We start from the raw sequence: 15091 nt of genomic DNA, 5'->3' as shown, positions 1-15091 counted from the left end.
GGAGTACCAAAATATCGTGTTGAAGTACCTGAATATCGTGTTGGAGTACTCAAATATCGTGTTGAAGTACCTAAATATCGTGTTGGAGTACTCAAATATCGTGTTGAAGTACCTAAATATCGTGTTGGAGTACTCAAATATCGTGTTGAAGTACCTAAATATAGCGATCGCTCCAAGTGAGGCGAAGTGCAATTGCCCTTTGAAACCGTTAGCTGTCTCGTTCCCAGTCTCCGACGAGAGGATGACTACAGGAACAAGTGTTTTGCCGATGCCAACTGGCTTGTCATAAAGTTTACAGAAGAACAAGTCTTGTCTCAGCCAGAACGCTGCACTCGATTTATTGCTGGTGCGATCGCAAAGATCATCGAGTATCTCTGCGTTCACTCCATCAAAATCAACCGCAGAGGATCTAAACGCACATACCAAGGAAAAGGTTGGTCTTTCATCGTCGCCCATTTTTCTTTGAAGACTTCAGCTTGCAAATGATAATCTTGAGAGTTCTTGCCAGCCGAATGTAATTTGAGAAATAATGTCATTCGATGGGGCGTTTCACTGGTTCGTACTACCCAGCAGGGAAAGGTATTTTCCTGTGATGAGTCGTTGGTAAAAATGAACTGATGGGCACGAATGCCAACGTGAGATAATTCGCTCTTGATTGGTTCAATTACTTGAAGAGTACAACCCCAATCAGTCGCTTCTATCTGTTGCGATGACTGGAGAACAGCACGGGAGAAGTTTTTGCATCCAGTCAGTTGGGCGACACTAACGCTAGCAGGATGCTGGAAAATCTCATGTTTGCTACCATAATGAACAGATCTGCCATGCTCCAATACCAGCAGATTCGGGCAAATCCGATAAGCTTCTTCCATATTATGGGTGACAAATAGAGTCACACCTTGGTAGTCAGCTAGAGTTTCTGTCATTTGCTGCTCTAATTGACTACGCAGATGGGTATCAAGTGCGGAAAACGGCTCATCTAAAAGTAATGCTTCCGGTTGACTTGCCAATGCTCTTGCTAAGGCTACCCGTTGTTGTTGACCCCCTGAAAGTTGGTGCGGATAGCGATCGCCTAATCCCTTCAACTGCATCGCTATTAATTGCTCCTCTACCTGTACTCGAATACTCCCAGCAGATAGTTTTTTGGGCAAACCGAAAGCGATATTTTGCGCCACACTCATGTGCGGAAACAGGGCGTAATTCTGTACTAAAAAACCAATGCGGCGATCGCGGCTGGGTAAATTAATTCCTTGTTCTGAGTCAAACAAAACTCTGTCATTTAAAACTATGCGCCCGGTTGTGGGCTTTTCTATCCCCGCAAGGCAGCGCAAAATCATGCTCTTACCTGCTCCAGAACCCCCTAATAATCCCAAGGGTTGCTCATCGGTAGTGAAAGCAACTTTTAAATCAAAGCTAGGAAGTATTTTTTCAATATTGACAAACAATCCCCCAGATTCAAAGCGAGATTGCGGAGTATAAAAATTTTCTCCCCCTGCCTCCCCTGCCTCCCCNGTGTTGAGTTTGCATCGCAATCAAAGCCCTCAGACGCTATCCCTTGGTGGTTGCGGTTTTTTAGCTTGGGAATGACGTTGACAGGCCAAGCTTTCGTAGGAGTATTATATGCACTGCTGACTGATGCCCTCCTCTTTTCCCTCACTTCTTGCCAGAAGTTGACTGCAATAATTCCAGATAGAGAAATCACCATAATTGCGATCGCCCAAAACCAAGCCTCGTTCATTGCTCCCGCTTCCACAGCAAAATAAATCGCCATTGGGATTGTCTGCGTTTGTCCGGGAATGTTACCAGCTAGCATCAACGTCGCCCCAAATTCTCCCAAAGCACGGGCAAAAGCTAACATTGTGGCGGCGACAATGCCGGGTATTGCTAGGGGTAAACTGATGCGCCAAAAGATTGTAGCTTCGGTTGCGCCAAGGGTTCTAGCTACTCGCAACAGATTAGCATCTATTTGTTCAAAGGCTCCCAGTGCAGTTTTATACATTAAAGGGAAAGAAACTACTGTGGCTGCGATCGCAGCACCATACCAAGTAAAGACGATGGTGAAGTCAAAAGCCCCCATGAATTTCCCTACAGGGCCATTTTTGCCAAAAAATAGCAGCAATAAGAATCCGACAACTGTGGGCGGTAAAATCAGGGGTGCAATAAAGATACCCTCAATCAACGATTTACCTTTGCCACGATATCCCAGCATCCAGTAGGCAGCAGCGATACCCAAGAAGAAGGTGATAAATGTGGCAAGTAATGAAGTTTTAAGTGATATCCAAAGAGGCGATAAATCCAATGGCATAGTTGCGTAGGGAAAAATTAACTCAACTAATCCCTAATTTACCAACTTTAGCTTGAATATGTCGGTAAAAGTTGGTAAAATACATCACAATCAATCAGGGAAATCCCAAAAACTAGCCAAACTTTCAACAAAATTCGCGCTCAGTTGGGTATCAAGTCTTAGAGGATGTTTGTAAAGCCTCAATTCATACTAGCCCTGGCGACTAGAAGTCGCGGCTACACAGGCAAAACCTGCCTACGCAGGTTAAAAACCCTTAATTTTTCTTAGTCCACGGAGATGGACAATGCTAGTGTAGTAGCGAATTCTATGAGACTGTTGGCGAATTCATGTAAACCGCAATTTCTGGGGTGAGAAGCTACGACATCTCAAGCTTTTGAGGATAGCGATACCTACGGTGGGCTGCGCCTACGCAATTCGCCAACAGAGTCATTCTGCTCGCCCAATACTTTTAAAAAATCCTCTCAGAATAAGATACGGTTTGTTATCATTTGATACTTATCTTGAAACCAACTGGTAAAATTATTGGGAATTAGGCACTTCCAAATAAAAAATATCCAATTAACTCTTGTGGGGTGCGCGACACGAGAGCCCAGTTTATATGGTAATACAGTTCAGATCAGCCAAAAATGCTTGTAGAGACGGCGATTTATCGCGTCTAGAAAACTAGAAAACCCAAAACTGTTGCCAGTAGCCCTTAACCCAAGCATATTAGTTTATACGTCTGGCAAGATGCCCACCCCACAAGATTGGATAATTTATTTCTTGGAGTTCCCTTACCAAAGTGTAAAAATCCTCGCAAACACATCCTGTTAGCAGTATCTCATGCTACCGTCAACAGAAAGTGCATCCCCCTCCTACCAGCAATCAAAAAAAACCCCAAGACCTTTTCTTAGTATGCGGACTCAAAAGTTTAGGGCAACATTGCGTTGCAATCCTCAAGGAATACGATGTTAAAGTCAGCGCCATCGAGGATGTGCAGCCCGAACATTGGGAAGTCCCAGAAGTACCTAACTTACTAGAAAAGTTAATCGTAGGAGACTGCCGCCAGCCAAGTATTCTAGAGCAGGCAGGTATATGTCAGTGTCGTTCAATACTTTTAGTAACCAGAAATGAGCGGATAAATATAGAAGCTGCCTTTGCAGCACGGCGTCTTAATCCCCACGTCCGCTTGATTGTACGTTCTGACAAACAAAATTTCAACAAACTCTTGTGGGAAAATCTTGGTAATTTTGTTGCCTTTGAACCTACTCATCTTTCAGCCCATGCCTTCGCTCTGACAGCCCTTGGTTCTGAGGCTATTGGATATTTCACCTTAGAAGGGCAACTGTTGCAAGTGATAAAGCACCAGGTACAAGCGAAGGATAGTTGGTGTAATGGCAAGCCAGTACATAGACTCAATCTCACAACTCGCCGCATCTTGAGTCATAGACCTGTTTCATCTAACCCAATCAAAGAATTGTTTGGCTGGAACCCAGAGGCAGAAGTGCAGGTAGGAGACACGCTAGTTTACATTGATGTTGCCTACGATTTAGCTTTCTCTGAACAACGCCGACAATCTCATAGCCAAACGTGGCAGTGGCAACAGTTTATTCAAAATATCACAGCGAAAAATCTCAAGGATAAAATAGTGCAATTTTGGCAATCTTACTACCAAAGCCAAAATCAAATCCGGCGAATTGCGACAATCTATGCGATTACTGTACTCATCCTGTGGCTTGTTGGAATAATTCTTTACCGCTTATATTATCCTGATATCACCATCCAAGAAGCTTTCTATGCAACAGCAGTTTTGCTTTTGGGAGGATACGGAGATTTATTTGGTGGTGTTGAGTTTGCATCGCAATCAAAGCCCTCAGACGCTATCCCTTGGTGGTTGCGGTTTTTTAGCTTGGGAATGACGTTGACAGGCCAAGCTTTCGTAGGAGTATTATATGCACTGCTGACTGATGCTCTTGTCACTTCAAGATTTCATTTTTTCAATTCCCGCCCTCCCATACCACAACGCAACCATCTGATAATTATTGGCTTAAATCGCTTGGGACAGAAAGTAGCTGCTCTTTTGCAAGAACTCAACCAGCCGTTAGTAGGAATTCATCCTACCACTCTCGACCAAGAAACTTTACCCGATATGCCCCTTATCGTTGGTAATGCTACCGAAGCACTCACGAAGGCGAATCTCTCCCATGCCAAAAGCATCATTTTAGTTGGGGACGACAATATGGAAAATCTGGAAATTGGTTTGATGGCTCATGCAATGAACCCCGCCACTACCTTAATTATCCGCTCTCAAGACCGCCAATTTAGTGATAATGTCGCCCCTCTGTTTCCCTATGCTCAATTTATATGTGGCGCGGCTTTGGCGGCAGAAGTCTTTGCTTGTGCTGCTTTTGGAGAAAATGTTCTGAGCTTGTTTCACTTGAATGAGCAAATAGTCATGGTGACGGAATACAAGATTGAAGATGGCGATACCCTGAATGGTTTGCTTTTATCTGAAATAGCTTCTGGCTACAGTGTTGTACCGATTCTCTACCAGAAATATCAGCAAGATAATTACTCTTTAATGCCCTGGTATGATGTTAAGCTTGATGCTGGCGATCGCTTGATTGTTTTAGCCACAAGTAGTAGTTTACAGCGAATTGAATGGGGTGAAATGCTGCCTCGTCTTTGGCAAGTGCAAATAGAAAAAGCTCTAACTACAAATGCCATTATGTATGGTGCTGAAGAGATAATTTTGATTACGGGATGTAGTTCCACTGATGCTAGGCAATGGATGAATAATTTGCCTAGAGTGTTGCCAATACCACTTTATAAACATCAAGCTCAACGTCTCGTGCGTGAGTTAACAAAAGTGCAGGTTTTGGCAAATGTTATCTACATTGGGCAACCTTAATCCTCCCATAACTAGAAATCATATCAATACTGTTCGGTTAAGGCAAGAGACGCGATGAATCGCCGTCAAGACAAAAGACTGATTATTGTATAGACGGCGATTTATCGCGTCTTTGTGATGATTTATCGCATCTTTAGCGATCTAGAATTTTCATCAAAAACCTTAGCAGAACCGTATTGGAAGTCATATCATCTGCGGATAATTATTGGAGTTTAGACTAAATAATCAAACTCAAAGCAAAAAATAAAAAGCTAAAGTTCATAGGCATTTATTGTAAAAGTAAAAGCACAACAAACATTGTTGTGCTTTCGTAAATTATTAGTATTCAGTTCATTGTGACAAGCAGAGAGTTTCTTAATTAGTCCAGTTGAGTGCTGTAGGCACTAAAACCGTAAGCCAAAGTTTCTTTTAAATTATCTGATGGCTTGAGACTTCTGTTGATAGCATTAGCAAACGGCACGGGAATCCCTTTGATAGTTTCCGGCAAAATTGCATACTCTGCTGTTGGCTCAACAATGTATTCTGGACACTTAGCTTTCATCCCAGCAGTAGCTAACATTTCTTCTATTTCAGCAGATGAATATTGCTTGAGATAAACTGGATTTCTCACAAATGGGTTCAGCCTTCTGATAAAATTATGGATGATATGAGAAGGACAAGACTTATTGTGAAAGGAATGATTAAAAACAAAAATTCCACCAGGTTTTAGCACCCGACAGATATCAGCCAATAAATTTCTTAATTGGGCATCGGGGATATGCATAAAGACGCAGTTAGAAATTACCAAATCTATAGAATTATCTTCTAAAGGCAATGTTTCAGCAGAAGTGCAAATCAAGTTAAATTCAGCTTCTGGGAAAAAATTGTATTCTTGTTTAACTTTGATTAGCCGCCGCAATAAAGGTTCAGAAATATCAATGCCATAATATTTCTCACATCTCAGATTTTTCGCTTTAGAGAGATGTAAAGGTGCGCGACCATAACCAGAACCAATTTCTAGAATAGAACCGACAGATTTATTCAACGGAAATTTGTTCCAAGTACCTCCAGGTGTACCAGTTAGCAGAGTGTAATCTTGTTTAATGGGTGATGTCGCTGCAATTTTTTCAATTTTTTGGGAACCATAGTATGTTTTACCAATTGCATCCCATGTTTTTTTATGTTGAGTATTAGTTAATTGTTCATAGTCGCTAGGAAAATAAATTCCATCTCGTAATTCAAAGTCATTTAGACTGGATTTTACATTTGCTAATTGAGACATTATGATTATCCTCATCAATAGTCAAGTCTGTTTTCTGTTATACTCTTAACTCAGCATTAACCGCAAGTGATTTTTACTGAACGGCTTTCCCTAAGCCTTTTTTAAAGTTTATAACTATTTTAAATTCGATGGAATGTGCTAGCAAAGCGCCTATTGCATCCAAGTGAAAACCGCTATAATGACAACCCTTGCTCGATCAAAACACAAGTTCGTATACATTAGTTGATGGACTGCAACAATTGGAGGCTGCGATGGTAGGAGGGTTACAACAAAAACGGGTGGTAGTTGTAGGTGCTGGTTGGGCCGGTTTAGGAGCAACCTACCATTTGGCAAAACAAGGTTATGATGTGACACTTCTCGAAGCAGGCCCCTATCCCGGTGGATTGGTGGCAGGTTGGCAAACGGCAGCCGGAAAATCTGTTGAAGCTGGCATTCATGGGTTCTGGTATCCTTACAAAAATATTTTTTCCCTAATCAATGAATTAGAAATTAATCCTTTTACTACTTGGACTCGTTCTTCCCAATATTCGCCAGCAGGTTTGGAAGTTGAATCACCGATTTTTCAAGACTTACCGCGACTTCCCTCGCCACTAGGAACTTTTCTCTACACTCAGTTTAAGCGGTTGCCACTAATCGATCGTCTTAGCGCCCTGCCTTTACTTTATGCTGTCGTTGATTTTGACAATTCCGATGCAGCTTGGCGGCGCTATGATTTTGTAACTGCCCGTGAATTGTTCAAAGACTTTAACGTTTCTGCACGACTTTACCGCGAGGCTTTTGAACCGATGTTATTAGTGGGCTTATTTGCCCCTGGCGAACAGTGTTCAGCCGCCGCAACTTTAGGGATGCTTTACTTTTTTATTCTGGCTCATCAACCCGATTTTGATGTGGTTTGGTGTCGGGGAACTGTCGGGGAAAAGATATTTCGTCCTTGGGTGGAACGTCTTGAAAAAGCTGGTGCGCGAGTGTTGCCAAAGCGTCGGGTTACAGACTTAATTGTTGATAGTAATCAAGTCAAGGGTGTGGTCTGCGGTGATGAAGTAATTGAAGCAGATGCCGTAATTTTTGCGGTTGGAATCACCGGGATGAAGAAAATTGTCTCAACTAGCCCTAGTTTACAAAGCCGTGAAGAATTCCGTAATTTGAGCAATTTAGGAGCAATTGATGTTTTAGCCACGCGACTATGGTTTGACCGTAAAATTGATATTCCTCGTCCTTCTAATGCTTGTTTTGGATTCGACGCAAGTACAGGTTGGACGTTTTTTGATTTGAATGCTTTACATGATGAATATCGGGATGAACCGGGAACAGTGATTGAAGCTGATTTCTATCACGCAAATCAGTTTCTCAATTTGAGTGATGAGGAGATATTAGCAATAGTTCAGGGTTATTTAGCAATTTGTGTACCAGCGTTTCGGCAGGCAAAGATAATTGATAGTAGTGTAATTCGGCTACCTCAAGCGGTGACTCACTTTGCACCTGGCAGCTATCGTTATATGTTGCCCGCTAAGACCAGTTTTGAGAATGTGTTTATGAGTGGGGATTGGATTGTGAACCGTCATGGTTCCTGGTCGCAGGAAAAAGCTTATGTTACTGGTTTGGAGGCGGCGAATTTGGTGGTGTCTTATTTGGGAGAAGGCCAGCCATCTGAGATTTTAGCTGTAGAAGAGGATGAAGTGCATATCCAAGTGGCGCGATCGCTCAACCAAACTTTGGGTAACTTGAGCAAATCTATCCTGCCTAACTTTTGGTTGCCATAATCTGTAGGGATGCACTGCTGTGCTACCCTACTGTATGTATATTTCTCGCAAATCTAGTTAATCATCAATTGTAATTTAAATTCGATAAGCTAAAGAAAGCGATCGCGATACTATCCTTGTAATGTAAATCAAATCACATAAGCTTATGGAGCCAGACTCTTTACCAACCGAGGTGATTCTGACGCACCCGCGTGAGTCCCTCGGTAGGGTGCAACTTGATTGGACACCCCAACCCGGTAACTATCTCGATTTTCAAGGTAAAACCTACGCAGTTTTAGAGCGCCGCCATAGATACAAACTTCAAGCTGGGCGCTACCGTTTGCATAATATTGTCATTTATGTACAGTCTGCTAAACGACCATCTGAGAAAAGTTTGGTAGCGGGACGTTGGGTAATCGGTGATGCCACCTGCTGCTACAATGCTCATTCAGAACTCATTCGCTGTGCAGTCAACCCAGATGGCCCTTGCGAATCTTGCCGCTTTTATGAAAAGTCTTAGGAGAAACGCGATTAATCGCGTCTGTACAGGAGTTAGAAGCTAAAAATTATTCTCCATAATCTCCCTCATCTCTTCCATCCCCGTCAGCTTCCCGCACCAAAAACTTCTCCCACAGTTAAGCGGCTACCATTAACAAAATCCCATCCCGACTGCGGACGTTTACCGGCTAGCTGAACTTCTCGCAACAGCAATAAACCTTCCCCAGTTTGGACGATCGCGCCAAGTCCTTTGACAATGCTCACTACAATTCCCGGTTTATCTGATGTGCTTGACAAATCAGGCAATTTATGTATTAAATCTTGTAATTCTGGTGGGAGATCGCGTAGACGCGGAGCGGCTTGTCGCCAGACATCGCCTACAGAACCAAGAGGAGCAGAAGCGGTGATTTTAAACAAGTTGTCACGAAAGGTAGCCGTGCAGTTAGGGTAAAAGCCTCTAATTTGATTGTGTAATTGGATGGCACTTTTTGACCAATCCAAACCATAATCTGGTTTTTGAATCAGAGGCGCATAAGTTGCTGCTAAATTATCTTGGGGAATTGGTTGAATTTCTTTACGTTCCAACTTCAACAGAGTTTCCACCAACAAATCCCCACCGATTTCTGCTAGTCTGTCGGCTAAATTTTGGGCATTATCCAGTAATCCAATCGGTGTAGTGGCTATTTGGAGCATTGCGCCGGTATCCATCCCCACATCCATCAACATGGTGGTGATCCCCGTTTCTCTCTCTCCGTTATACAAACACCATTGAATCGGTGCTGCACCGCGATATTTGGGTAAAATCGAGCCATGCACATTAATGCAAGCTAATTTTGGCATATTCAAGATTTTTGCCGATAAAATCTGTCCATAAGCGACAACAACAAACACATCTGCATCTAATTGTTTGAGTTTGCTTAAAGTTTCAGTGTCTTTTTTCACCCGTTCGGGTTGCCATACTGGTAAATTGTGAGCAGTGGCGATCGCTTTTACTGGTGTTGGCGTAAGTTTATTTCCGCGTTCCCGACGTTTATCTGGTTGGGTAACAACCGCTAGCACCTCAAATTCTGAATGATTCAATAATTTTTCCAAGGTGGGTACAGCAAATTGAGGTGTACCAAAAAATACAATTTTCATTAATAATTAGTAGTTTCTAGTCGTGAGTCATTAGTTAATCGTAAGTGCGCCCCTCATAACTGACAACATTTAAGTTGTATGTTGAAACAGAGTTCACTAAGCCAGCATCTAGCAGGTTCCTGTATTCGGGACGCAGTTACAAAATACAGTTGTTAGCTGTAAATAATATTGGCTGTTTGGTGGTACAATATTTTCGTATTCATGAAACCAAAGGCTGCTTGATTAACTTGCCGGGTTAAGTTGACAAGGGTAACAGCTAGTATTAGCCGCATTTGCCTCTAGTGAAACTAATCACTTAGTGGTTTTTCTTTGCGAGTCGCTAGAGCATCTACCGAGTGAATTTTGTTGTGTTCCCGATCGTGTTCCCGAAATTAACTTTAAATGTAGTTAAATTTCCGAAAAACTATAGCGTCTTCTAACTACTTCTGTAGTTTAGATAGCAATTTATAACTTTGGGTTGCTGATAGCAATATATTCTGAGTATGATGTATTATGCTTCCGCTTTCCCAGGTTTTTAATTAACGCCTCACGTTTACCATCATGAGGGTTTGCGCTGTTATATTTAGTGTGTAACGTAGCTTATTTGCTGTGTACTAGCGATCGCTAGTACGATCCCCGATAGCTGAGTTATCTAACTCTTGTTCGCCAGCGTCATTCCCCAAACTATATCCTAAATATTCCTTAACCAAGACTTATTTTTGGTGTGTTTGGGTATAGGAACATTATATATCGTGTAGTAATTACTGAGTTCTCAGCATATTTACTATACTCGCATATTTTTGCAAAAAAATATTCCGTACCTAATTAAGAAAAGGTGTAGACAATGATACTTAATTTTTGTAAACCTCTGCAAACTTTGAAGATATTATTTCGTCATTAGTTTTAGTTTCTTGTTATACATATAACTACCACCTGCCCCATTGCTGTTGATGTATTGCTTCTTACATAGCAATTGCCCCTTCTAGAGAGTCTACAAATGCTTAAACCCCTTTTGCTGTCAGGATGGTTCCGCACCCAACCATTTCTCAATTATGTTGTCGTTGCGATCCTAATTGCACCTTTATTAGGAGCATCGGCTCACTCGATCCCAGTAAGATCCGAAGTACATAAAGTAACTTCGATGCCTGGAGAATCTGACTCTGTATCAAAGGAAATAGCTTTAGTTGGGGAACCTGAGATAGCTGAAACATTAAAAACAGATCAAATCGAATCGATAACAGAAGAATTTGACTCTGTGCCAACACAAAGTATTGCTGTTCAGGAACCGCAAGTATTACCAGAAAATAAAATTGAGTCTTCAACTGAAGTAGATAATTATCTCTCAAGCAGCGATTTAGATTTAAGTGATGTAACTGTTCCCGATTCTTTGGCAGCAGTTGAACTCGCACCATCAACAGATGTTCCTGTTAGTCAACTTAATTTAGTACGCAAACTTAAAGCTGCTAATGTCAAGTCTTTGAGGGGACAAGAAAATTATCTCTCTAGAGAAAAGTCTTTTACTGAATCATTGACAGCAACTCAAGTAGCACCAGCTATTAGAGAATCTCAATCAACCACAACGACGGAAATACCTGTTGTGGAAACAGCTAATGAGTCCCAAGCAGAACAAATAGATCCCATCGGTAGTCCTCATCCGATTCCTTGGAAATGGATTACAGCAACTCAAGAAGCTATTGCTTCTAATGGTGGTTCTGGAGTGCGTCACTATCGCAGCGTACCCGTGATTTCTCCAGATGGTAAATATGCTGTTTATAGCCGAGTGCAACTGGAAGTAAAACCCCAAATGTACAACAGCCGTGTCACCAGCGTCATGTTTGTCCAAGATATGCACACTAAGAAGTTGTGGGTGATGGCTTCAACGACTCCAGTTAGCGATCCTTTATTAAAGGTAAAGGCTGTAAAGGGGGAGTTTTCAGAAGAAAATGATCCGAGTGGAAAGATTGGGGTATTAGTTCCAGTTAGCTGGTCAGAAAAAGGCGATCGCTTCTTAGCACGCAAGTTTGAAGGTATATTTAACACAGGTGATTCTACAGATAGTGCAGTGATTTGGGATCGGCAAAAAAATCACACTAACACAGTCGCTCCTTTGAGTGAGGAAGAACATGAAAAAATTGCCGTATTGTTAGGCTGGAGTAAAAGCCAACCAGATCATGTGTTATTCCGTGCGGGGGAATTGGGCGAGGAAAACTGGCCATTAATGCAAGTTGCTAATGATGGCAAGACTATCACTACAACAGACAACGATCGTCCCATTACTTTTGGTAAAAAGATGACAGAAATTTGGGCAGGGCCACAAGTTGCCTACCGATAGATTATAAAAAACCCTACATACTCCCGTTGTCGTCACTACTGACAACGGGATTTTTTTATCCCTGTTTTCGGAGAGTGACAGAGGTTAGATATCTTCAAATTTTACTGTTTTGGTGAGACAAATTCATATTTTCAATCAGCAATATATAGCGGTTCTCAGTTGAGTGAGTTACAAGAACCCCACCCCCAACCCCCTCCCCGCAGGCGAGGAGGGGACTATGATCTACCTTGTATGATTAGTAAACGCTATAATATCTGCCAAACCATCTATAACAAGCAGTTTGTAGTAGGGACTTTAGTTCTCACCAGGACTAAAGTCTTGACTACGAACGAATAATTTGACTACATCATAAATAGAAATACTTAAAATTAAAGCTAGAGAGGCTTATCACCTCTTTCCCACTCAGGTATAGCACCCTTCACCCGGCGGATGGGCAAGTTGGCGATTAAAGCTGTGGTTCGTTGGTTGCTTTCTAAGGAGAACTCCAAGCCCTCTGTCTCAATTTCTACATAGCGACAGACTACATCTAGGATTTCCTTCCGCATTTTTTCCAACGTTTGAGGATCTAAGTCAGCGCGATCGTGAGCAATCACCAATTGCAGGCGACGTTTAACTTGAGTTCGACTGCTATCAGGGCCGCGAAAAAAAAGTTTTTCTAGAAGTTCAATCATTACGAATAGGTCTGGCGCGGAGACTGGAAAAGTAAGTTAAACAATCTTTGTCCACAACAACCTTCGTAGGCGGGCGAAGATGCTGTCTTGGGACGAGTCGATCTCCAGAAATTCGACACTTTCCCCTTCTAATCTACGAGCAATGTTCTCAAAGGCTGTGGCAGCTAAAGAGGGATTTTCTGCTAACACTAAGGGTTCGCCGCGATTGGTAGATACAATAACACGTTCGTCGTCAGGGATTACCCCGATCAGGGGAATGGCGAGAAGTTCCTGAACATCTTGCACTGACATCATATCATTTGCCTGCACCATTGCGGGTCTGATGCGGTTAATTATTAAATGAACACGCTTGATACCTTGTGCTTCTAGTAACCCTACTACCCGATCGGCATCGCGAACTGAGGAAATTTCTGGTGTGCTGACAACTAACGCTTCTTTGGCCGGGCCGATCGCATTTTTAAATCCATTTTCAATACCGGCAGGACTATCAATAATCACATACTGATATTTTTGTGCTAGTGCATTCACCAATAACTTCATCTGTTCGGGTGTGACTGCATCTTTAGAGCGATTTTGGGCTGCCGGCAGGAGTACGAGATTGGGTTGGCGCTTATCTTTCACCAAGGCTTGTTCTAACCGGCACTCTCTGGCTAGAACTTCTACCGCAGTATAAACGATGCGGTTTTCCAGCCCTAAGAGCAAATCCAAATTTCTCAGACCAAAATCCGCATCAACCAAAGCAACTTGACGCCCCATTTTGGCTAAAGCCATACCCAAATTTGCTGAAACTGTGGTTTTACCCACTCCTCCTTTACCGGAGGTAATCACAATAATGCGAGTCATGATAGAAATGCGGTCAATGAGGGTTCAGGAAATATAAAACAGTAAATTGCAGTATAAAGTATGAAGTATCGTATCAAGTATGAAGAAATATCTGTTCTCCCTGATGAGGGTGAGGCATGAATATTTGCTTTATTTCATCTTTACTTATTTATATACTTCATTCTTTAAGTAAATATTTATGGTTCTTGATTGCTCTTGGTGAATTGGTTTCTGGAAAAATCAGTCGCCCTAGCGATACGAATTCCTTGGGGCGTAATATGTGCCACCTCTGGAGAAAACTGCATTGGCGGTTTTTCTGGTGCTCTAGCTACAGCATCTGCAATCCGCAGTTGAGTTGGTTCCATTTGCAAGGCCATAATCAGACACTCACTATTGCCTCCAGCCCCAGCATGAGCGATTCCACGCAAACGACCCCAGATAATAATATCTCCATCTGCAATTACAATACCACCTGGATTTAAATCTCCCAAGAGAATTACTGTCCCAGGATGACGAATTTCTACTCCAGAGCGGACTGTCATTTCTAAATAGAGGGCATCTTCTTGGGGGATCGCTGTAGCTGTTGGCTCGGTACTCAGGGAAGTTACGGGCTGTAATTGTTCTACAGAATACCCGGAAGTTACAGCAGCGATCGCAGTTTGCCGCCGACTCGTCGAGACAGATATCAGTCGGAGTTGAACTTCAATCAAAGCCTCGGCGAGTTCTTGGAGTTGTCTGGTATCTACTAAACGGTCTTGTGCCATTAAATGCACAGGTGTATTAGATACCCGGAAGCGATCGCCTGCACTCAGACGTTGCCTGATTTGTTGCCAAATATCAGACCAAGTAAGTTCTGAGGCAGATACTTGAGATTCTGAGGGCAAAATTAATAACAGTCGTCCCTCCTTGCTTTTTAACTGGACTTGACTATTGTCATTTACACGATGCCCTGGTAATGCTAACTCATCGGGATTTAAGTCAGTCAGGATAAAATCAGATCCGGCATCAGTATTTGACTCTACATCTGGGTCAGCAGGATTTGACTCTGCATCCCCAAGAACAGTATTTGATTTTAAATAAAGGAGGACAGATTTTAACTCAGCATCCGGGAGGATAGAATCTGACTCTACATCAGAAACAGTAGGATTTGCCTCTACCTCAGAAAGGATAGAGTTTGATTCTGCATTAGGAAGTGCAGAATTTGACTTGAGATTGGGAATCGCAGAATCAGAAGTCATGCAGTACTAGCCAAAAGACAACAGATTTTCAATTTTGGGTCGCACCTTTGGTGCGCTGACAGCGCAACTTGGATTTTGGATTTGTGTCACTCACAAGGGGTGTTGGCCTAGCGGGATATTAGTCCGACATTAACCAAAAGACTCTTTAATCTAAAATCGTTCGACTGAGCGTAGCCGTACCCCGCAGGAGTTGCAAGCTACGCGTAGCGTTCGCAGGAAAGT

At 42.4% G+C, this 15091-nt stretch carries 10 protein-coding genes and 2 pseudogenes; 6 read left to right on the top strand and 6 right to left on the bottom strand.

Features of this window, described 5'->3' with window-relative positions:
• The first annotated feature begins 142 nt into the window (after positions 1-142).
• On the top strand, positions 143-289 hold the full coding sequence (locus CDG76_RS37525) for a hypothetical protein (protein ID WP_190240929.1): 147 nt from the start codon (positions 143-145) through the stop codon (positions 287-289).
• Positions 238-486, top strand: a pseudogene (locus tag CDG76_RS38520) (hypothetical protein); the annotation flags it as partial. The gene CDG76_RS37525 and the pseudogene CDG76_RS38520, both read left to right, overlap by 52 nt.
• On the opposite strand, the pseudogene modB reads toward CDG76_RS38520, so the two are convergent.
• A pseudogene (modB, locus tag CDG76_RS39690) lies at positions 381-2302 on the bottom strand (molybdate ABC transporter permease subunit). The pseudogenes CDG76_RS38520 and modB overlap by 106 nt on opposite strands.
• 841 nt (positions 2303-3143) lie before the next feature.
• Between modB and CDG76_RS21785 the strand changes: the two are divergent.
• Positions 3144-5192, top strand: coding sequence for a potassium channel family protein (locus CDG76_RS21785; protein WP_094351000.1), 2049 nt, complete (start codon positions 3144-3146; stop codon positions 5190-5192).
• A gap of 358 nt (positions 5193-5550) precedes the next feature.
• Here the strand turns inward: CDG76_RS21785 and CDG76_RS21780 are convergent, their stop codons facing one another.
• On the bottom strand, positions 5551-6453 hold the full coding sequence (locus CDG76_RS21780; RefSeq protein ID WP_094350999.1) for a class I SAM-dependent methyltransferase: 903 nt from the start codon (positions 6451-6453) through the stop codon (positions 5551-5553).
• Between the two features lie 251 nt (positions 6454-6704).
• On the opposite strand from CDG76_RS21780, the gene CDG76_RS21775 reads away from it, so the two are divergent.
• Together CDG76_RS21775 and CDG76_RS21770 are read left to right on the top strand one after the other, a co-directional pair.
• Positions 6705-8213, top strand: coding sequence for a hydroxysqualene dehydroxylase (locus CDG76_RS21775; protein ID WP_094351090.1), 1509 nt, complete (start codon positions 6705-6707; stop codon positions 8211-8213).
• 145 nt (positions 8214-8358) lie between these two features.
• A complete protein-coding gene (locus CDG76_RS21770) occupies positions 8359-8712 on the top strand; it encodes a DUF6464 family protein (RefSeq protein ID WP_094350998.1) in 354 nt (117 codons plus the stop codon).
• 83 nt (positions 8713-8795) lie between these two features.
• Here the strand turns inward: CDG76_RS21770 and fmt are convergent, their stop codons facing one another.
• On the bottom strand, positions 8796-9827 hold the full coding sequence (gene fmt, locus CDG76_RS21765; protein WP_094350997.1) for a methionyl-tRNA formyltransferase: 1032 nt from the start codon (positions 9825-9827) through the stop codon (positions 8796-8798).
• A gap of 976 nt (positions 9828-10803) precedes the next feature.
• Between fmt and CDG76_RS21760 the strand changes: the two genes are divergently transcribed.
• The gene (locus CDG76_RS21760) at positions 10804-12138 is read left to right on the top strand and encodes a hypothetical protein (protein WP_190240928.1); all 1335 of its coding nucleotides are present in this window, start codon (positions 10804-10806) and stop codon (positions 12136-12138) included.
• A 374-nt stretch (positions 12139-12512) separates the two neighbouring features.
• On the opposite strand, the gene minE is transcribed toward CDG76_RS21760, so the two are convergent.
• From minE to minC, 3 genes are all read right to left on the bottom strand, one after another.
• A complete protein-coding gene (gene minE, locus CDG76_RS21755) occupies positions 12513-12809 on the bottom strand; it encodes a cell division topological specificity factor MinE (protein ID WP_094350996.1) in 297 nt (98 codons plus the stop codon).
• 36 nt (positions 12810-12845) lie between these two features.
• Entirely contained in the window at positions 12846-13652 is an 807-nt protein-coding gene (gene minD, locus CDG76_RS21750) for a septum site-determining protein MinD (RefSeq protein ID WP_012410009.1), read from the bottom strand.
• A gap of 176 nt (positions 13653-13828) precedes the next feature.
• Entirely contained in the window at positions 13829-14869 is a 1041-nt protein-coding gene (minC, locus tag CDG76_RS21745; RefSeq protein WP_094350995.1) for a septum site-determining protein MinC, read from the bottom strand.
• Positions 14870-15091: the final 222 nt, after the last annotated feature.

It is taken from the genome of Nostoc sp. 'Peltigera membranacea cyanobiont' 210A, from assembly GCF_002246015.1.
GTDB lineage: Bacteria > Cyanobacteriota > Cyanobacteriia > Cyanobacteriales > Nostocaceae > Nostoc.
This window is presented reverse-complemented; position numbering and strand designations above follow the sequence as displayed.

Coding starts and splice junctions, on each gene's coding strand:
- CDG76_RS21780 (WP_094350999.1), bottom strand. CDS start 6,453: ATGTCTCAATTAGCAAATGTAAAATCCAGTCTAAATGACTTTGAATTA.
- CDG76_RS21775 (WP_094351090.1), top strand. CDS start 6,705: ATGGTAGGAGGGTTACAACAAAAACGGGTGGTAGTTGTAGGTGCTGGT.
- CDG76_RS21770 (WP_094350998.1), top strand. CDS start 8,359: ATGGAGCCAGACTCTTTACCAACCGAGGTGATTCTGACGCACCCGCGT.
- fmt (WP_094350997.1), bottom strand. CDS start 9,827: ATGAAAATTGTATTTTTTGGTACACCTCAATTTGCTGTACCCACCTTG.
- CDG76_RS21760 (WP_190240928.1), top strand. CDS start 10,804: ATGCTTAAACCCCTTTTGCTGTCAGGATGGTTCCGCACCCAACCATTT.
- minE (WP_094350996.1), bottom strand. CDS start 12,809: ATGATTGAACTTCTAGAAAAACTTTTTTTTCGCGGCCCTGATAGCAGT.
- minD (WP_012410009.1), bottom strand. CDS start 13,652: ATGACTCGCATTATTGTGATTACCTCCGGTAAAGGAGGAGTGGGTAAA.
- minC (WP_094350995.1), bottom strand. CDS start 14,869: ATGACTTCTGATTCTGCGATTCCCAATCTCAAGTCAAATTCTGCACTT.